Annotated in this window: 15 protein-coding genes; 14 read left to right on the forward strand and 1 reads right to left on the reverse strand. The window is 72.9% G+C overall.

Annotated elements, in window-relative coordinates; all coding sequences use genetic code 11:
- Positions 1–184: 184 nt before the first annotated feature.
- Complete coding sequence (locus WME96_RS47130; RefSeq protein WP_437288075.1) at positions 185–1,771, forward strand: MSCRAMM family protein; 1,587 nt, start codon at positions 185–187, stop codon at positions 1,769–1,771.
- Between the two features lie 10 nt (positions 1,772–1,781).
- On the opposite strand, the gene WME96_RS47135 is transcribed toward WME96_RS47130, so the two are convergent.
- Positions 1,782–3,245, reverse strand: coding sequence for a DUF4215 domain-containing protein (locus WME96_RS47135; protein WP_437288076.1), 1,464 nt, complete (start codon positions 3,243–3,245; stop codon positions 1,782–1,784).
- 545 nt (positions 3,246–3,790) lie between these two features.
- Here WME96_RS47135 and WME96_RS47140 point away from each other — a divergent pair.
- The 13 genes from WME96_RS47140 (at position 3,791) to WME96_RS47200 (ending at position 18,651) form a co-directional block, all read left to right on the forward strand.
- Complete coding sequence (locus WME96_RS47140) at positions 3,791–5,083, forward strand: YkgJ family cysteine cluster protein (protein ID WP_437288077.1); 1,293 nt, start codon at positions 3,791–3,793, stop codon at positions 5,081–5,083.
- A gap of 143 nt (positions 5,084–5,226) precedes the next feature.
- Entirely contained in the window at positions 5,227–6,558 is a 1,332-nt protein-coding gene (locus WME96_RS47145; RefSeq protein ID WP_437288078.1) for an aspartate kinase, read from the forward strand.
- A 181-nt stretch (positions 6,559–6,739) separates the two neighbouring features.
- Positions 6,740–7,549, forward strand: coding sequence for an HAD family hydrolase (locus tag WME96_RS47150; RefSeq protein ID WP_437288079.1), 810 nt, complete (start codon positions 6,740–6,742; stop codon positions 7,547–7,549).
- Positions 7,550–7,562: 13 nt separating this feature from the next.
- On the forward strand, positions 7,563–8,669 hold the full coding sequence (locus WME96_RS47155; RefSeq protein ID WP_437288080.1) for an ABC transporter ATP-binding protein: 1,107 nt from the start codon (positions 7,563–7,565) through the stop codon (positions 8,667–8,669).
- Between the two features lie 34 nt (positions 8,670–8,703).
- Positions 8,704–10,002, forward strand: a complete 1,299-nt coding sequence (locus tag WME96_RS47160; protein ID WP_437288081.1) for an ABC transporter substrate-binding protein — start codon at positions 8,704–8,706, stop codon at positions 10,000–10,002.
- A complete protein-coding gene (locus tag WME96_RS47165; RefSeq protein ID WP_437288082.1) occupies positions 9,999–10,880 on the forward strand; it encodes a carbohydrate ABC transporter permease in 882 nt (293 codons plus the stop codon). The genes WME96_RS47160 and WME96_RS47165 overlap by 4 nt, the downstream gene beginning before the upstream one ends.
- Positions 10,877–11,719: a carbohydrate ABC transporter permease gene (locus tag WME96_RS47170; RefSeq protein WP_437288083.1), complete on the forward strand. Its 843-nt coding sequence runs from the start codon at positions 10,877–10,879 to the stop codon at positions 11,717–11,719. Before WME96_RS47165 ends, WME96_RS47170 begins: the two co-directional genes overlap by 4 nt.
- A 121-nt stretch (positions 11,720–11,840) precedes the next feature.
- Positions 11,841–12,104, forward strand: a complete 264-nt coding sequence (locus WME96_RS47175) for a hypothetical protein (protein WP_437288084.1) — start codon at positions 11,841–11,843, stop codon at positions 12,102–12,104.
- 269 nt (positions 12,105–12,373) lie between these two features.
- Positions 12,374–14,206, forward strand: coding sequence for a c-type cytochrome (locus tag WME96_RS47180; protein ID WP_437288085.1), 1,833 nt, complete (start codon positions 12,374–12,376; stop codon positions 14,204–14,206).
- Positions 14,207–14,566: 360 nt separating this feature from the next.
- Positions 14,567–15,121: a hypothetical protein gene (locus tag WME96_RS47185; RefSeq protein WP_437288086.1), complete on the forward strand. Its 555-nt coding sequence runs from the start codon at positions 14,567–14,569 to the stop codon at positions 15,119–15,121.
- A gap of 32 nt (positions 15,122–15,153) precedes the next feature.
- Complete coding sequence (locus WME96_RS47190) at positions 15,154–15,810, forward strand: hypothetical protein (protein WP_437288087.1); 657 nt, start codon at positions 15,154–15,156, stop codon at positions 15,808–15,810.
- 72 nt (positions 15,811–15,882) lie between these two features.
- On the forward strand, positions 15,883–16,725 hold the full coding sequence (locus tag WME96_RS47195; protein WP_437288088.1) for a mechanosensitive ion channel family protein: 843 nt from the start codon (positions 15,883–15,885) through the stop codon (positions 16,723–16,725).
- Positions 16,726–16,917: 192 nt separating this feature from the next.
- Positions 16,918–18,651, forward strand: coding sequence for an ATP-binding protein (locus WME96_RS47200; RefSeq protein WP_437288089.1), 1,734 nt, complete (start codon positions 16,918–16,920; stop codon positions 18,649–18,651).
- Positions 18,652–18,712: the final 61 nt, after the last annotated feature.

The raw sequence follows: 18,712 nt of genomic DNA on the forward strand, positions 1-18,712 counted from the left end.
CGAGAGACTCCCTGTCCAGAAGCCCACAACGCAGGCCCCGGGCAGGACAGGGGGCGGATCTCTCGGAGCGCGCCGCGCAGGAGGAGGAGGGGTCGCTGGCGACGGCCGGCGACCCCTCTTTCTTTCTCCGTCGAGCGTCCGGCCGAAGCGCTTTGGCCAGGTCAACTCATCTGCAGGAGCAACCATGCAACGCGATTCCTCGACACGGAGACCCCCGCGCCGGCCCTTGTGGGTCGCCCTCGGGCTGCTCACGGCGGCCCTCGCCGGCGTCGTCCTCTTTCTCCTCCTGCGCCCGGGGCGCGAGGAGGTCGCCCCCGGCGCGAAGGCCCCGGTCGCCGCCGGCGCGGAGAAGCGCGCCCGCTACCGCAACCGGGCGCTCCTCCGCGGCGCCCACGAGGCGCCGCCCGAGGCGCGCCCCACGATCAGCGGCCGCGTGTACGCGACCGACGGCAGCACCCTCGCGGGCGCGACGGTCGTCGCGTCCGCCTTCGAGGTCGCCGGCAACGTGCTGACGACCGCGGGCACCGCGAAGAGCGACGAGGCCGGGCGGTTCGAGCTCACGCTCCCCGACGGGACCTACCAGCTCAGCGCGAACGTCGAGGGATACGGGACCACGTCGACGACGGCGCACAGCGGCCAGACGGTGAGCCTGGTGCTCCCGAAGAGCGGCGCCATCGAGGGGCGCGTGCTCGACGAGCGCGGCGAGCCCGTGCGGCGGTTCTCCATCGACGTGCTCTCGCCGGTGACGGAGGACGACCCCGCGCCGCCGCCCCTGTTCTCCCGCGTGTTCGAGAGCCCGGACGGCTCCTACCGCGTCGCCCAGCTCCCGTCGTGGCCCGTCATCGTGAGGGCGACGACGGCGGATCACGCGCCGGCGTTCTCGCCGTTCGTCAGGGTGCGGCCCGGGGACGTCGAGAAGGTGGATCTGACCGTCCCCGAGGGGTGCACCCTGACCGGGCGCGCCGTGGACCCGTCGGGCGCGCCGCTGCCCGGGGTGTTCGTCGACGCGGAGTCGCTGCTCGCCGCCGGCCAGATGAGCAATGTCGCCCTGGAGGCCGCCGCCCAGGCGCAGAGCGAGGACGACGGCTCGTTCTCCCTGCCCAACGTGCCGAAGGGCACGATCGCCGTGCGCGGCTACGACGGCGCGAACGCCGTCAGCACGGTCAACGTCGATGTCGCGGGCTGCGACAACCTCCCGCCGGTGAAGCTCGTGATGTCGCCCGGCGGCAGCATCGCCGGCGTGGCGCGAGGATCCGACGGGGCGCCGCTCGCCGGCGTCCGGCTCACGCTGCTGCAGCGGCGGATCGGCTTCGTGAACACGACCAGCGACGCGGAGGGGCGCTATCGCTTCGACCAGATCCCGTCTGGCCCGATCCGCATGATGGCGCAGCACGGAGAGCGGATGAGGCTCGTCGATCTCGAGGTCGAGGAGGGAAAGGAGACCGAGCAGAACGTCTCCCTGCCGCCCGGGGGCACGGGCGAGATCCGCGGCCGCGTCACGGCGGGCGGGCAGCCGCTCCCGGGAGTTCGCCTCACGCTGGCCACGCCGTTCGCCGACGACAACTCGATCGGCCTGTACTCCCTGGTCACCGCGGAGGACGGCTCGTACCGCGTGTCCGCGATCTCGCCCGGGCTCTACGTGATCAGCGTCGAGTCCACCATCGCCAACGCCGGCGTGCAGGTGAAGCCGGGCGAGGTCGCCACGATGGACGTGCGCGTGCCCGACGCGCCGCCCGCCGGGGGGGGCTCGCCTCCGCCGCCGCCGCAGTGAAAGCAGCAGGTCACTCCGCCGGGGTGATCGTCAGCGTGAACGCCCCCGAGGAGCCGCTGTCGTAGCTGTCGACGAAGATGTCGATCGGCGTTGCCTCGGTCACCGTCAGCGTGATCGACTCGGCGACCTCGGCGTCGAGCGGGTCATCCGCGCACGCGAGCTCGCTGTCCCGGTCCGCGCAGTCGGTCCGCGCGTGGAGGACGACGTCGGCCGCGCCGACCGGCGTGGCGGTGATCGTCACCTCGCCGCTCGCAGCAGGGGTGTACCGGTACACGATCTCACCGCCGGCGCCGCCGCACGACCCCGTGAAGCCTTGCGTGCCCTCGGACGCGTCCCCCTCCGTGGTCTCCGCGGTGATCGGCACCGCGGCCGCGCACGCGGCCTCCGTGTTCACCACGCACGCGTTCGAGCACACGTCGTCATCCGCGGTGTTGCCGTCGTCGCACTCCTCCGTGCCGACGCGCCTCCCGTCGCCGCAGATCTGCGCCGCGAAGGACACGTCGAGCGCATACGCCGCTTCCGCGTCTTCCGTGCCCTCGATGTAGAGGAAGTAGGTGTCGCCCTCCTCGACGGGGAGCTCCACGGGCGCGTCGTCCGCGGCATAGGCGGGCAGACAGCCGAGCAGCGTCGCCGCGTCGTCGCAGCTGGTCCGAACGTACCAGTCGAAGTCGCCCTCGGTCGCCCGCGCGGCGATCTGGACGATGCCCTTGCCCGGCGCGACAAACTGGAAGACCCGCTCGTTCCTGCCGACGCCGGCGGCGTACGTGCCGCCGAACGTCTCGCACAGCGCGCCGAACAGGTTGGTGCCGCCCTCCGTCGTGCCGGAGAACGTCCCTCCCTCGGACACGTCGGTCGCGCCCGTGCAGGCCGCGGCGATGCTCGTGGCGCACGCTCCCCGCGCGGCGCAGTCGCGCTCCTCGCAGTCCTGCAGGCCGTCCGCGTCGTCGTCCGCGCCGTTGTCGCAGACCTCGCCGGACGCGACGCAGTACCCGAGATCGTCGTTGCAGGCGCCCTGACACTGATCGTCGGCGTCGCAGCCGCCGATGCACATCAGCGCGCCTTCCCCCGTCGCGTCGACGCAGGCCTGCCCCGCTCCCACGCAGTCGCCGGCCTCTGCACAGGTCTTGAGGCAGAGCGAGTAGCTGCCCTGGTTCAGGCACTCGGACCCACCCTCGCACGGCAGGAGGTCGGGGTCGCAGAGCCCGGAGCAGTAGCCGGCCGCCCAGCCGAACAGCTCCTCCGTCAAGCAGAGCCCGCCGAGGCACTCGTCGTTCGTCGTGCAGGGCTCGCCGTCCGCCCTCGCCTCCGCCTCGCCGCCCTGGCCGCCGTCGCCGCCCTGGCCGCCCTCGCCGCCCTCAGCGCCCTGGCCGCCCTGGCCGCCGTCACCGCCCTCGCCGCCGGTGCCGGTCGACGTCCCTTGCGGCGCCGGATCATCGTCACCGCACGCAGCGAGCGCCAGACACATCGCTGTCATTGCTGACAGGGGAAGACCAAGTCGCATCTTGTTTCTCCTTAGTAGAGGTACAGCGCTCGTAGCACGGAGCACGCCAGGTCGTGCCACAACACGAGAAAAAGACGGTTTTGGCTGTACTGGTTGCGTCCATGACGAAATGTGGTGGTAAGCAAAGAGATTTTACGATCGTTCAATGCTGCGACCCTGGCGTTTCAGAATCGAAACCTGAGAGGGACGTTCCCGACGCAATGTCGCCATTCCTGCGTCGTTCTCAGGGCGCGCCGGATGGCACGCTGAGTGCTTCATAGGACGTCAGCGCCGCCGGCGTGGCCTTCGCCCCCCTGAGGCCCCGGCGGCGCTGTCTTTTTGTCCGCGTCCGTCCGCGTTCTGCCCGCGCCCGCTCGCCTGTCGCCTTCTGCCACGGCTGAGCCCCGCGGCCCGCTTCTCCCGGACGGGGTGGGGCTGTTTGACACAGCGAACCCAGCGGGCGGCGGCGCGAGCGTGGCGGAGGTGGCGGCGGCGCGGCCAAGCGCAGCCCGCCGGCGCGTTGTATCGTCCGCCGCCCCATGGCGACGAAGACGAAGCGCTCTCCGGCGACGAAGCTTCCGGCGGCGAAGCTCTCCTCTCCCCCCGATCAGAAGTTCGAGTGCCGCGACTGCCCAGCTCGCTGCTGCCGGCTGCCCTGGAACATCCGCTTCAGCAGCGACGAGGCCAGGCGGTACCTCGAGGAGCCGTGGGTCCGGGAGCGCGCCGGGGAGGAGGGGGCGCTCGTCATCGCGCGCGGCGTGCTGCCGATGCGGGAGCAGGACCGCCGGCTCCAGTGCGTCTTCCTCGACGACGACCTGCTCTGCAGCATGCAGAAGCGGTTCGGCCACGAGTACATCCCCAAATCGTGCCAGGCGTTCCCGTTCGGGTTCGTCCGCGACGAGAAGGAGGTCGTCGTCGCGCAGCTCTCCCAGCTCTGCCCGTCGATCCGCGAGAACTACGGCAAGCCGGTGGACCTCCAGCTCAAGGCGAAGCTCGAGCAGCGGGGCGACACCGAGCGGATGTCGAAGGCGCTCGCCACCCTGGGCGGCGTCATCCTGGCCCAGCCCCAGTACCTGCGCGCGGTGAAGCGCTGGGAAGACGAGCTCGCGACCGGCGCCTCGCCCGCCGCGACCTTGGCGCGGCTCTATGACTGGACGGCCGCCTTCGAGCGCGCCCTCCCGCAGGGCGCCGAGCGCGCGACGGACGCGTCGATCGAGGCCGCCCTCGGGCAGGCCGGCGCCGGGGAGATCGCGCCGCTCGAGCCCCGCAAGAGGCCCTCGTTCTACGCGCGGGTCCTGTTCGCCCACCTCCTCGGCAACCTCTGCTATCCGTCGCGGGTCCGGGAGGCCCACCGGGTCGGAAAGGCCTCGTGGACGCAGCTCCAGGCGCTGCGCAGCGCCGGCAACAAGGTCGCCTGGATGCTCGGGCGAGGCACCGTCGACATGCTGTTCATCCCGAAGCCGTTCAAGCTGCAGCGGGTGAGGACGGTCGACCGGTTCCTCGGCGCGGACGAGGGGACGATCGTCAGGGACTACCTGCGCCTCGTGCTCCAGCGCCGGCACATCTTCTCGGCGCCCCGGCACCTCCTCGCGGCCGTGCTCGACCTCTCGCTGGCCACGGTCGTGATCTCCCGCTTCGCCCGCTGCCGCGCGGCGGCGGACGGCAGGGTCAAGGTCTCGCTGGAGGACGTGCGGGAAGGCATCAGCGTCGCCGAGCTCGTCCTCCTGAGCCACGCGGCGCTGTCGGAGCAAGGCAAGCTCATGAAGAACCTGCGCTGGCTCCTGCTCACGAAGCGCGAGAGCTTCCGGGCCCTGCTGGCGACCGAGGCCTAGCGTCGTTCAATGTGCGGCGATCGGCGCCATGGCGGTGCCCGGGGAAGCGCGCCGCGAACACCGCGCTTCCCTCCTCGCCTGGCGGCCGGCCCTGACTATCATGCGGCGCCCACCGGGCCGGCAGGCCCATGGAGGCACGCGCAATGATCGTCATGAAGTTCGGCGGCAGCTCGGTCGAGAGCCGCGCGCAGATCGAGAAGGTCCTCAGCATCGTCCGAGCCCGCCTGGCCCGCCGCCCCGTCGTCGTGAGCTCCGCTCACAAGGGCATGACCGACGCGCTGATCAACGCCGCCAAGCTCGCCGCCACCGGGCGGTTCGACCCCTCCATCCCGCTCGGCAAGCAGCGCGCTGTCGCCGAGTCGCTCGGCTGCGCGCCCGACCTGCTCGCGCCGTTCTACCAGGAGATCGAGGATCTCCTGCGCGGCATCAGCCTCGTCAAGGAGCTCAGCCCGCGGAGCCTCGACTACATCGCGAGCTTCGGCGAGCGCATGGCCGTGCGCTGCATCGCGGACTTCTTCGCCCGGAGCGGCGTGAAGGCGCGCGCCTACGACGTCTGGGACCTCGGCTTCATCACCGACGCGAACTTCGGCCGCGCGCGCCCGCTGCCCGGCTTCGACGCCCGCGCCAAGGCGATGTTCGCCGAGCGGGTCCCCGAGGGCGTCGTCCCGATCGTCACCGGGTTCGTCGGCCGCAACGAGGCCGGCGAGATCACGACCGTCGGCCGCAACGGGAGCGACCTGACGGCGACGCTGCTCGCCGCGGGGCTCGGCGCCGAGGAGGCGCAGATCTGGAGCGACACCGACGGCGTGATGACCGCCGATCCGAGCGTCGTGAAGACGGCCCGGAACATCCCGACGATGCACTTCGACGAGGCGGCGGAGCTCGCGTTCTTCGGCTCCCGCGTGCTGCACCCCTCCACGCTGCTGCCCGCCATGGAGAAGGGCATCCCGGTGCGGGTGCTCAACACGAACCGGCCGGATCACCCCGGCACGGTGATCGACTTCAACACCGACGCCGCGTCCCCGGCCGTGACCAGCATCGCGTACCGCGAGCGGCAGGTGGTGCTCAAGATCAGCTCGACCCGGATGTTCGGCGAGGTCGGCTTCCTCGCGCAGGTCCTCGCGGTGCTGGCGCGGCACGAGGTCGTCATCGACGTGATCACCACGTCGGAGGTGTCGGTCTCGATGACCACCGACGACCTCGGGAAGCTCGGCCGCGCGCTGCCCGAGCTGGAGCGCTTCGGCGCCTGCGAGGTCCTGCCCAACCGGACGACGCTCGTGATCGTCGGCCAGGGCTTGCCCCGTCAGAAGGGCGTCGCCGCGCAGGTGCTCGAGGCGATGTCCCAGGCCGGCGTCAACGTCGAGATGCTGAGCTACGCGATGGGCAGCATCAACCTGTGCATGGTGATCGACGACGCGAACGTCGCGCCCGCGGTCGCCGTGCTGCACCGATCGCTGTTCGAGAAGGCGGGCTGACGGCCTCCGAGAGGGCGAGCCGCGGGGCGGCGGGCCGGCGCCGCGCCGCCGCGACGGCTCACGGCGCCCGGCCGCCGCCCGAGGAACGCGGCGTGACAGGACGTTGACAGGCGTGACGCGACGCGCGCGCCGCAGTAGGCGTGGTCCTCGGCCGGACCGGACGTCCGGCCCGGGGAGGACCATGACAGCAGCACACGTCGACGGCAGCGCAGCGCCCACCATCCCGCGCGTGACCACGAGCGACATCCTGCGGCGCCTCGAGGCCGAGCGCGGCGCGGTCGGCGCGAGCGCGGCGCTCGCGTTCGACGCGGACGGCACCCTCTGGGACGGGGACGTGGGCATCGACCTGTTCGAGGCGTTCCTCGCCGGGCGCTGCGCGCGGCCCGAGGCGGAGGCGGCGCTGCGCCGCGAGGCCGAGGCGTTCGGCGTCGCCGCGGAGGGCGGCGCGCACGAGATCGCGAGCGCGCTCTACGCGGCGTTCGCCGCCGAGAAATACCCGGAGGACCGGGCGTTCGCGATGATGGCGTGGGCCTTCGCGGGGTGGCGCGAGGACGAGCTCGCTGCCCTCGTCGACCGCGTGCTCGAGGAGAGGGGCCACGCGGGGCGGATCCGGCCGGCGCTGCTGCCGATCCTCGAGTGGGCGCGGTCGCGCGGCGCGCCGGTGTTCGTCGTGTCGGCGTCGCCGCGGTTCGTGATCGAGCGCGCGGTGGCGCGGCTCGGCATCGGGCCCGAGCGGATCGCCGCCATGACCCCGGCCGTCCGCGAGGGCCGGATCGCCCCCGAGCTCGGCGCGCTGGCGACGTACGGCGAGGGGAAGACGCGGGCGCTCGAGCGCATCTTCCCCGAGCTGGCGGTGCTTGCGGCCTTCGGCGACAGCGCGTACGACGCCGCCCTGCTGAGGATCGCCCGGGTGCCCGTCGCGGTCTCCCCGAGCCCGAAGCTGCTCGCGGTCGCGGGCTCGATCCCGGGGCTCCTCCTGCTCGATTGTTAGCGCCGCTGCCGCCATGGCCACCCTCTCGCTCCGCGGCCTGACCCGCCGCTTCCCGAACGCCGAGCGCGCCGCGCTCGCCGGCCTTTCCCTCGAGGTCGAGGACGGCGAGCTGCTCGTGCTCGTCGGCCCCTCCGGCTGCGGCAAGTCGACGGCGCTCCGGCTGATCGCGGGCCTCGACAGCCCCGACGGCGGCACGGTGTCGATCGGCGGGCGCGACGTCAGCCGGGTCGCGCCGGAGGACCGCGACGTGGCCATGGTCTTCCAGGGCTACGCGCTGTACCCGCACATGACCGCGCGCGACATCATGGGCTTCCCGCTCAGGATGCGCGGGGTCGACAGGGCAGCGCGGGCGCGGCGCGTCGAGGAGGCGGCGGCGCTGCTCAGCATCGGCCACCTGCTCGACCGGCGCCCCGGCGAGCTCTCGGGCGGCGAGCGCCAGCGCGTGGCCATGGGCCGCGCGATCGTGCGCGCCCCGGCGGCGTTCCTGTTCGACGAGCCGCTCTCGAACCTCGACGCCGCGCTGCGCGCCGAGCTCCGGGTCGAGCTCGCGGCGCTCGTGCGCCGCCTCGGCACGACGTCGGTCTACGTGACCCACGACCAGGTCGAGGCGATGACCATGGGCGACCGCATCGCGGTGCTCCGCGCCGGCGAGCTCCAGCAGGTCGGCCCGCCGCGCGCCATCTACGAGGCGCCGGCGAACGTGTTCGTCGCCGGCTTCCTGGGCACGCCGGCGATCAACCTGATCGAGCTCGAGCGCTCCGGCGCGCGGTACGAGGGCGCGGCGCTCGCGCTGCCCGCCCCGCCGGGGGCGGCGCTGCCCGACCGGGTCGTCGCGGGCGTGCGGCCGGAGCACCTGCGCGTGGCGCTGGGGGCGGCGGCGGAGGGCGTGGCGGAGGGGGACGCGGGGGCGCGCGGCGAGGTGGAGATCGCGGCGCGGGTCGTTGTCGCGGAGCCGCTCGGGGCCGAGACGTTCCTGTACCTCGACGCCGCGGGGACGCGGCTGCGGGCGCGGGCGCACGGCTTCGCGACGCCCGCGCCGGGGGAGGCGGTGCGCGCGCGGCTCGACCCGCGCGCGGTGCTCTGGTTCGACGCCGGCTCCGGCGCGCGGATCGCGTCATGAGCCGGGGGGCCGCGCCGTGAGCCGGGCGCCGTCCTTGTCGCGGCGCGACGCGCTCCGGGCGCTCGCCGCGTCGATCGCCGCGGCCGCGGCGGGGCCGCCGGGGTGCGCGCGGCGGTCGCCGGACGGGCGCGTCGAGGCCTCGCTGTGGTTCGCGTACGGGGGCAAGAACCGCGAGGTGCTCCTGTCGCTCATCGACCAGTTCCACCGCGAGCAGGGCCGCTACCGCATCGAGGCGGTGTACCAGGGCGACTACTTCGAGGCGCTCGCCAAGCTGCGGACGGCGCTCGCGGCGCGCGCGGCGCCGGCGCTCACGCACGTGGTCGGCGAGGTGGTGCCCTACCTGGCCGAGGCGGGCGCGCTCGAGCCGCTCGATCGGTTCGTCGCCGGCGTCCCCGGCGGCGACCTCGACGTGGTCGAGGCGCTCGGGCAGGCGGGGACGTTCGTGGGCGGCGGCGAGCGCCCGCTCGTGTGCCTGCCGTTCAACCGATCGACGCCGATCGCCTACTACAACCGCGGCGTGTTCCGCGAGCTCGGGCTGTCGCCGCCGTCGACGTGGGACGAGCTGCGCCGGGCGGCGGCGCGGCTCGTCGTGCGCGACGGCGGCAGCACGCGGCGGTGGGGCTTCGAGTGCCCGATCGACTGGTGGTTCTGGGCGGCGCTCGTGGGGCAGGCCGGCGGCGACCTCCTCGAGCCGGACGGCGCGCCGACGCTCGGCGGCGAGGCGGGCGTGCGCGCGCTCCGGTTCTGGCAGGCGCTCGTGCACGAGGACCGCACGATGAAGCCGCCGCCGGGGCGCGACTACAACGCGTGGCAGGTGACGAACACCGACTTCCTGGCGGGCCGGGTGGCGATGATCTGGACCTCGACCGCGTTCCTTCGCTACCTGGAGGACAACGCGGGCCAGGCGGGCGCGGGGAGCTTCGAGGTCGGCGCGGCCCCGCTGCCGCGCGACGTGCGCGCCTCGGTGCCCACGGGCGGCACGATGTTCGTGATGCCGCGGGGCGCGGCGCCGGCGGCGCAGGAGGCGGCGTTCGCGTTCCTGCGCTGGATGATGCAGCCGGCGCAGGCGAACGCGTGGGCGACGCGCACGGGCTACATGCCCGTCTCGCGGCGCGGCCTCGAGGCGCTCTCGCAGGGCGGCTACTACGCCGCGCACCCGAACGACCGCGTCGCCGTCGACCAGCTCGCGCACGCCGCGCCGTGGCCGTGGTCCCCGGACCTGTTCCGCGTCCAGCGCGAGGCGGTGCAGCCCCGGCTCGAAGAGGCGGTGCTCGCCCCGCGCGACGCCGCCGAGACCCTCTCCGAGGCCGTCCGCGCGGCGCGCGAGCGATGAAGCCCAAGCACCCCCTCTCGCCCTACCTGCTCCTCTTGCCGACCGCGGCCTTCCTGGCCGTGTTCTTCCTGGTCCCGCTGCTGCTCGCCGCGAAGAACAGCCTCTACGCGTGGGACCTGCTCACGCCGCCGCGGTACGTCGGGCTGCGGAACTACGAGGTCCTCGCCGGGAGCGGGGAGCTCACCGGGACGCTCCTCCGCACGCTCGGCTACAGCGCCGTGGTGGTGACGCTCTCGGGCTCGCTGGGGCTCGCGCTCGCGGTGGCGCTCGATCGGCCAGGGCCTGTCTACGCCTTCGTGCGGGGCGCGGTGTTCAGCGCGTACGTCGTGTCGTGGGTCGCGGTGGCGCTGCTGTGGATGTGGATCCTCGACGCCGACGGGGTGCTCTCGGCGGCGCTCCGCGGGCTCGGCCTGCCGGCGATGAGCTGGCTCGGCGACCCGCGGTCGGCGCTGCTCGCGCTGGCGGCGGTGAGCGTCTGGAAGATCACCGGGTATGCGATGGTCATCTTCCTGGCCGGCCTGCAGGACATCCCCCGCGCGCTGCACGAGGCGGCGGCGCTCGACGGGGCCGGCCCGTGGCGGCGGTTCCGCCACGTGACCTGGCCGCTGCTCCGCCCGAGCGCCGCGTTCGTGGCGACGACGAGCCTCATCCTGTCCTTCCAGGCGTTCGACGTGGTCCGCGTGATGACGCAGGGGGGGCCCGTGAAGGCGACGACCCTGTTCGTCTACGCCATCTACGAGCACGTCTTCGTGAACCTGCGGGTCGGCCGGGCGAGCGCCATGATCGTGATCTTCTTCGTGTTTTTGCTGCTTCTGACCGTCCTGCAGCTCCGGGCGCTCCGCGCGGGCGCCCCGCGCGAGGGGAGGCGGCCGTCGTGACCGCGGGGCAGAGCGGCGGCGCGGGGCGCTCGGCCGCCCGGCGCCTCGTCTCGGACGCCGTGCTCGTCCTGGTGGCCGTCGTGTGGCTGGGGCCGTACGCGTGGATGACGATCACCTCGCTGAAGACGCTGCCCGAGATCACCCGCGCCCCGGCGTACCCGCTGCCGCAGGCGTTCCAGCTCGGCGCCTACCGCGAGGTGCTCCAGGCGGTGCCGGTGATGCGGTATTTCGCCAACACCGTGTTCATGGCGACCGCGATCGCGCTCCTGCAGATCGCCCTGGCGCTCCCGGCCGGCTATGCCCTCGCGAAGCTCAGGTTCGCCGGGCGGAGCGCCGCGTTCGTCCTCGTGCTCTCGTGCCTGCTCATCCCGGCGCAGGTGACGTTCGTCCCTGTGTTCACGATGCTCGGCTCGGTCGGCCTCGTGAACACGTTCGCGGCGCTGATCCTGCCCTTCGGGGTCAGCGCGCTCGGGACGTTCCTTGTGCGCCAGGCGCTGCTCTCTGTCCCCGACGAGATCATCGAGGCGGCGAGGATGGATGGGGCGGGCGAGCTCAGGATCATCTACTTGATCCTCGGCCCGATGCTGCGGCCGACGCTCTCGGCGCTGTTCCTGTTCAGCTTCGTGTTTCACTACAACGATTACTTCTGGCCGCTCGTCATGACCACCGACGATGAGGTGCGCACGCTCCCGCTCGCGATTGCCCTCCTGCGGGAGCAGGGGACAGGGGTCCGCTGGCACCTCGTCATGGCCGGGAACGTGATCCTGAGCCTGCCGGTGCTCGCGGTGTTCGCGGCGGCGCAGCGGCAGCTCCTGCGCGCGGTGACCGCGCGGATCTGAGCGCCTGGCCGTCGCTGCGCGGTTTGTTCCCGTCCGGACGCCCTCGGTTCTGGCCCGGTCGTCGCACCGGCTCGCGACGGCAAGCGCAGCGCCGGCCAGGCGCCGCCGAAGGAGATCCACGATGACGACGACCGAACCGATGATGCACAAGGAAGAGGGCAAGGTCACCACGAAGATCGAGGAGAGGACCGCGCAGGTCCCGTCCGGCGCTTATCTCGGGCTGGCGATCGGCTCCATGGTGCTGTCGGCCGGCTTCATGCTGGCCGGCAAGAAGCAGATCGCGAACTTCGTTGGCCAGTGGGTGCCATCGCTGCTCGTGATCGGCATCTACAACAAGCTGGTGAAGATCGAGCACGAGATCGGGTACCGCGGAGCCTACCGCTGACGGACGCCGCCCCCGCGCTCCGGCCTCCGCCGCGCTGTCCGGCGCCGCCGCGACGCGGGGGCCCGACGCCCGCTCCCGGCGCGCGCGGCGCGCCGCTTTCTTCGCACCACGCCTGAGAACACGCCTTCCCGCTCCGTCCTGCGGCGTCGGGCTCCGGCGCGCGGCGCCGGGCGCCGTGCGCCGCTCGCCGGCATGGCCACCGTCCAGAACTCGACGTCTCCCTGGAATCCTTCTTGCTGAGCTCGCGCGCGCGGCGAACGGAGGAACTCATGCGTCAGCGACTTTGTCGTTCTCTTTTCCTCGTGGGGAGCCTGGCCACGAGCGTTTTCTCGTCCTTTCTCACGGCCTGCGGACCGGGGGAGCCACCCTGGGAGGCCGATCTCGGCGTCGGCGGCCCTGATCCGCGGATCACGGTGACCGAGGTGCCGCCGCCCGCCATCAGCGGTGGAACGCTGATCATCGCCAGCGACGGACACACGGCGGTGGCGGCAGACCCCGACCGCGATCGCGTCTGGATCGTGGATCTCGACGGCGGCGCGCCGGGGGAGATCCGGCTGGAGCACGGCGACGAGCCAGGGCGCCTCGTCGAGGACGCGAGCGGCCGGGTGCACGTGGCGCTCCGGCGCGCCGGGGCCGTGGTGACCCTCGATATCGAGTCGCTGTCGGTCCTCGAGCGCCGGGAGGTCTGCCGCGCGCCCCGCGGGGTCGCCTACGACGCCGCGCGCGACGCCATCCACGTCGCCTGCGCCGGCGGCGAGCTCGTGACGCTCCCGGCCGCCGGTGGCCCCGCCGTCCGGAAGCTCCGCCCCGCCGCCGACCTGCGCGACGTCGTGGTCGAAGGCGACCGGCTCCTTGTCAGCCGCTTCAAGTCCGCGGAGACGCTGGTCATCGGCGCCGACGGCGCGGTCCTCGCGCGCCGCACGCTCCCCGACTTCAACACGACAGGGTTCGGGGGCTCCGCCTCGAGCTACACGCCGTCCGTGGCCTGGCGCATGGCGCCGCGCCCGGGCGGCGGCGCGGTGATGCTGCACCAGCGCGCGATGTCGTCGCAGGTCACCCTCAGCCCGGGCGGCTATTACCAGGCGACCAACTGCGATGGGAACATCGTGCACGGCACGATCAGCACGATCGACCCGGCGGGCGCCGACGGCGGACCGGCCGCGCCCGCGGCCGCGCTCCCGAGCGTCTCGCTCCCGGTCGACATCGCGATCGCGCCCGACGGCAAGCGCGTGGCCGTGGTGGCAGCCGGCAACGACATGGTCGTGAGCACGACCGTCGACGACATGGCGCACGGAGAGGGCAACTGCGCTCCCGCGGCCACGCCGCAGCCGTTGAGCGGGCAGCCGATCGCGGTGGCGATCGACGGCCGGGGCGACATCGTCGTGCAGCTCCGCGAGCCGGCGGCCCTGGAGGTGATCCGCGCGCCGGAGGACGTGGAGGTGTTCGACCGGCGCACCATCGCGCTCCCGGGCGCGACCGTGCGAGACACCGGACACGAGATGTTCCATCGCCCGCCGAACGGCGTGAGCGCCGCCGCGTGCGCGTCGTGCCACCCCGAAGGGCACGAGGATGGACGGACGTGGAACTTCGACCCCGTGGGCCAGCGGCGGACGCAGGCGATGGGCGGCGGCATCCTGCAGACGGCGCCCCTCCACTGGAGCGGCGACCTGATGGACCTCGACGGCCTGATGAGCGAGGTGTTCGTCTCCCGCATGGGCGGGCCGCAGCCCGGCGCCCGGCGGCTCGACCTGATGGCCCGTTACATCGACAGCCTGCCCGCCTTCCCGGCGTCGCCGCCCGAGGACGAGGCCGCCGTGGCGCGCGGCGCGGCGCTCTTCCACGACAAGAAGGTGGCCTGCGCGGACTGCCACAGCGGCCCGATGCTCACGAACGACCGGAACGAGGACGTCGGCAAAGACGAGGTCCTGCAGGTGCCGTCGCTGATCGGCATCGCCGGGCGCGCGCCGTTCATGCACGACGGCTGCGCGGCGACGCTCCGCGATCGCTTCGATCCGCAGTGCGGAGGCGACAAGCACGGCGACGTCTCCGGCCTGACCGCGGCGCAGATCGACGATCTCGTCGCCTACCTCGAGTCGCTCTGAGCCCTCGCCCCGCCGCGCCCCTCGCCTGAAGCAACCGGGGCGTTCCTCATCACCCGGGGCCGATTGCCACGCTCGCGCCCCCGTGATCCCGCGGCCCGCGCGGCGGTAGAGCCGCAAGAGACGGGAAATCCGGACTCACGTCAGGGGACGGCGCCGCCCTCGCAACTCGGCATTGCGCTTGCTCCCTCCTGAAACAACCGACGTCAGACTCCGCCCATCGATGGACCCGAGCCACAGGCGCGGTCCTGTTTCTCTTCTCATGGTTCACATGGTCCTCAGGGCTCGCACCGCAGGTCGGGCCGGAGCTTCCAGCGTGAGAGGCAGACCCGCACGGCGGAGGAGGCTCGCAAGGAGGGCACCATGCCGAGAGGCGACAAATCGAGCTACACGGACAAGCAGAAGCGCCAGGCCGAGCACATCGAGGAGGGGTACGAGAAGCGAGGGGTCCCCGAGGGAGAAGCCGAGAAGCGGGCCTGGGCGACCGTCAACAAGATGACCGGCGGAGGGAAGAAGTCGGGCTCGGGGGTCGGCCAGCCGGTGAACAAGGAGCCGGCGAAGAAGGGAGGCCGCAAGGGGGGCGCCGCGTCCAAGGCGCGGCCGGCCGCGGCGAGGAGCGCGGCGGCGAAGAAGGCGGCGGCGACCCGCAAGCGGAACGCCGCCGGGCGGAGCGCCGCGTCGAGCGCGGAGCAGCGCCCGGCCGCGAAGAAGAGGGCGACGAAGAGCGCGGCGAAGAGCTCCGCGACCGGCGCCCGCGGCCGCAAGACGACCGCGCGCAAGACGACCGCGCGCAAGACGACGAGCAGCCGCCCCCGCGCCGCGCAGGGCACGGCGCGCCGCGGCGGGGCAGGGGCCTCGCGCAAGACGACCTCGGGGGCGAGGAAGGGAGCGCGGAAGCGCGCCGCGAGCGGGTCCTGACCTTGCCACGCGGAGGGGGAGAGGGAACGACCATGCACGAAGTTCAGAGCAACGGGGCGCCGAACGGCGGGGGCGGCCCGGAGAAGGACGAATCCGGACCGCAGCAGGAGAGCCAGAAGGGGCGAGCTTTCCTGGCGAACCTCGTGCGGGAGCTGTTCCAGACGGAGCGCTCGGCGAGGACCCATCCGCGCGTGGAGGCGGAGCGGCTGGGCGATACGCCGCCGGCGCGCGCCCTGCGGGCGGTGTCGTCCCACGCGGAGGCGGTGCTGTCGGAGCTGCCCGCGCTCATGGGCGAGCGCGGGCTGCCGGTCAGCGCGGGCGGGAGCGCGGTGGGCGAGGTCTTCTCGGCGCTGCGCGATCACCTCGCCGATCACCTGCTGAACGCCGAGAAATCCTACCGCGGCACCCTCCTCGGGATGCGCCACGGCGTCGACCTCGTCGCGCTGATCCAGTACGTCGCCGCGGCCGAGGGCGACACGCTCCTCGCGGCGTGGTGCGCGCGCTGGCTCTCGGAGCGCCGGCCCCTCGTCGAGGCGGCCGCCGGCGAGCTCGCGTGGTTCGCGGCCCGCCCGGCGCGCGCCACGAGGGCGGCGAAGGACAACGCCGTGGCCCACCTCCTCCAGGGCCTCGTGAACGGCCTCGAGAGCGCGGCGCAGCAGCTCCGCCGCCTCACCGCGCTCGCAGGTTGACTCCCGCCGGCCGCGCGCGGAGAGAGCCCGGCCCAGGGCGCGCCGGCGCGCGGCCGTCGAGGAGGATGCACCGTGGAGCAGGAGATTCCGACGCTGGGCACGCCGATCGAGCTCCTCAGGAGCCACGGGGCCGGCGTCGCGAGCGCGCTCTTGATCGGGATCGTCGGGTGGACGGCCGCGGCCTGGACGGCGCGGAGCGTGCGGTCGTTCGGCAAGCGGTGGACGCAGGTCGACGTGACCCTCGTCCCGGTGCTGGCCAGCGTGAGCCGGCTGGCCGTGCTGACGATCACCGTGATGGCGGTGCTCGAGCGCTTCGGCGTCGACACCAAGAGCCTGTTCGCGGTGATCGGCGCCGCCGGCCTGACCATCGGCCTCGCCCTCAAGGACACGCTGTCGGACGTGGCCGCCGGGCTCGTCCTCCTCGTGCTCCGCCCGTTCGACGTCGGCGACGCGGTCGAGGTCGACGGGACCTCCGGGATCGTCGACGCCATCGACGTGTTCCAGACCAAGCTGACGAGCTTCGACGGCGTGCCGATCGTGCTGCCCAACTCGAAGGTACGGTCCGCGAAGATCCAGAACTTCACCCGGGCGCAGCGCCGGCGCATGGACCTCACGATCGGCGTCAGCGCCGGCGCCGACCTCGCCCGCGCGATCAGCTCGCTGCGGGAGGTCCTCTCGAGCGAGCCGCGCGTGCTGGCCGAGCCGGCGCCGGCGGTCGACGTGATCGAGCTCGCGGACGAGAAGGTCCACCTGCTCGTCCGCGCCTGGACCCTGCCCGCGGACTTCTTCGCGACGCGGCTCGAGCTGACGCGCCACTTCAAGGAGCGGCTCGACGCCGAGGGGATCGTCGTCCCGGTGCCCCAGCGCGAGCTGCACATCCCGCTTCGCGAGCGGCGGTCGGCCCCCTCGCTCTGAGTGGCCGAGCTCTGCCGTTGCCCGAGGATCTTCTCGCCTCATCTCGCCTGGCCCCTCGCTCCGTGCTGAACTGGAGAGACCGTCCGGCGACATGCAGCCGAGTCGCCTTTGCACTCGAGCGCCACGCTCGAGCGGGAGCATCCAGTGGCCACGAGGTCGATGGAGAACACGGATTCACACGCGCACCAGGGAATGGCTGAGCCGCTGAATGCGGCCTCGCCCGCGGCGCACGCGGGGGACGCGCCGCGGCAGGGCGGGGGGGCGGGCGGCGCGCTGGGCGAGCACGGCCCCCACGGCTCCCACGAGGACTGCGCGCTGCTCGACGCCTTCTTCCAGGCCACGACCGCGGGGCTCGGGGTGATCGACCGCGACCTGCGCGTGGTGCGGCTCAACCAGGCGCTGGCGGATATCAACGGGATCCCGCTGGAGGCGCACCTCGGCAAGACCATCCCCGAGCTGCTCCCGGAGATGGGGGACGCGATCGTGGCCCCGCTCCGGCGCGTCCTGGAGACCGGCGAGGCGCTCTCCGCCGAGGTGACGGGGAGGACGCGGGCGTCGGACCGGCCGCGCGCGTGGATCGTCAACTACGCCCCCGTGCGCTCGAAGGAGGGGCAGATCGTTGCCGTGGGGGCGATCGTGCTCGACATCACCGAGCGCAAGCAGACGGAGACGAAGCTCCAGGAAGAGGGGGAGACGCTCGAGCTGCTCAATCGAGCGGGCAAGCTGCTCGCCGCGGAGCTCGACCTGGAGAAGCTCGTGCAGGCGGTGACCGACGCGGCCACCCGGCTGAGCGGCGCCCAGTTCGGCGCGTTCTTCTACAACGTCACGAACGCGGAGGGGAAGAGTTACACGCTCTACACCATCTCGGGCGTGTCCCGCGACCACTTCTCCGGGTTCCCGATGCCGCGCAACACCGACGTGTTCGCGCCGACCTTCAACGGGGAGGGCGTCGTGCGCCTCGACGACGTGACGCGGGATCCGCGCTACGGGAACAACGCGCCTCACCACGGCATGCCGAGAGGCCACCTGCCGGTCGTCAGCTACCTCGCGGTGCCGGTGATCTCGCGCTCCGGGAGCGTCATCGGCGGGCTGTTCTTCGGGCACCCCGCGCCCGGCGTCTTCACCGAGCGGGCGGAGAAGCTGGTGGTCGGCCTCGCCGCCCAGGCCGCCATCGCCATGGATAACGCGCACCTGTTCCGCAAGGCGCAGCACCTCATCCAGGCGCTCGAGCGGAGCAACCAGGAGCTCGATCGCTTCGCCTACGTGGCGAGCCACGATCTGAAGGCGCCGCTGCGCGCCATCGCGAACCTCTCGCAGTGGATCGAGGACGACCTCGTGGACACGGTGACGCCGGAGACGCGCCAGCACATCGTGCTGCTGCGCTCGCGCGTGGTCCGGCTGGAGGCGCTCATCGAAGGTATCCTGCGCTACTCGCGCGCCGGGCGCGCCCGCGACAAGCCGGAGACGGTGGAGGTCCGGAGGCTGCTCGACGAGGTCCTCGCGCTGCTCACGATCCCCGAGGGCGCCTCGATCGAGGTCGCGGCGGGCATGCCGACGCTCTTCACCGAGCGGGTGCCGCTCGAGCAGGTCTTTCTGAACCTGATCGGCAATGCGCTGAAGTACGCCGACCGCCCCGACGCGCGCGTCGAGGTGCGGGGGCGGGACCTGGGCGATCTCTGGGAGTTCGCGGTGAAGGACAACGGGCCCGGGATCGCCCCGCAGTACCACCAGAAAGTGTGGGAGATATTCCAGACCCTGAACCCGCGCGACAACGTCGAGGGGACGGGCATCGGGCTCTCGATCGTCCAGAAGATCGTGCTCAGCAAGGGCGGACACGCGTGGGTCGAGTCCGAGAAGGGCGCTGGCGCCACGTTCTTCTTCACCTGGCCTCGCCACGAGTCGGACGCCACGGGCAGCGCGCGCTGAGGCGCGGCGAAAGCGCGCTTCGCGCGGCAGCGTGACAATCCGCCACGCCCCGGGCTGCGTG

This window comes from Sorangium sp. So ce406 (assembly GCF_051474675.1).
Classification (GTDB): domain Bacteria; phylum Myxococcota_A; class Polyangia; order Polyangiales; family Polyangiaceae; genus Sorangium; species Sorangium cellulosum_G.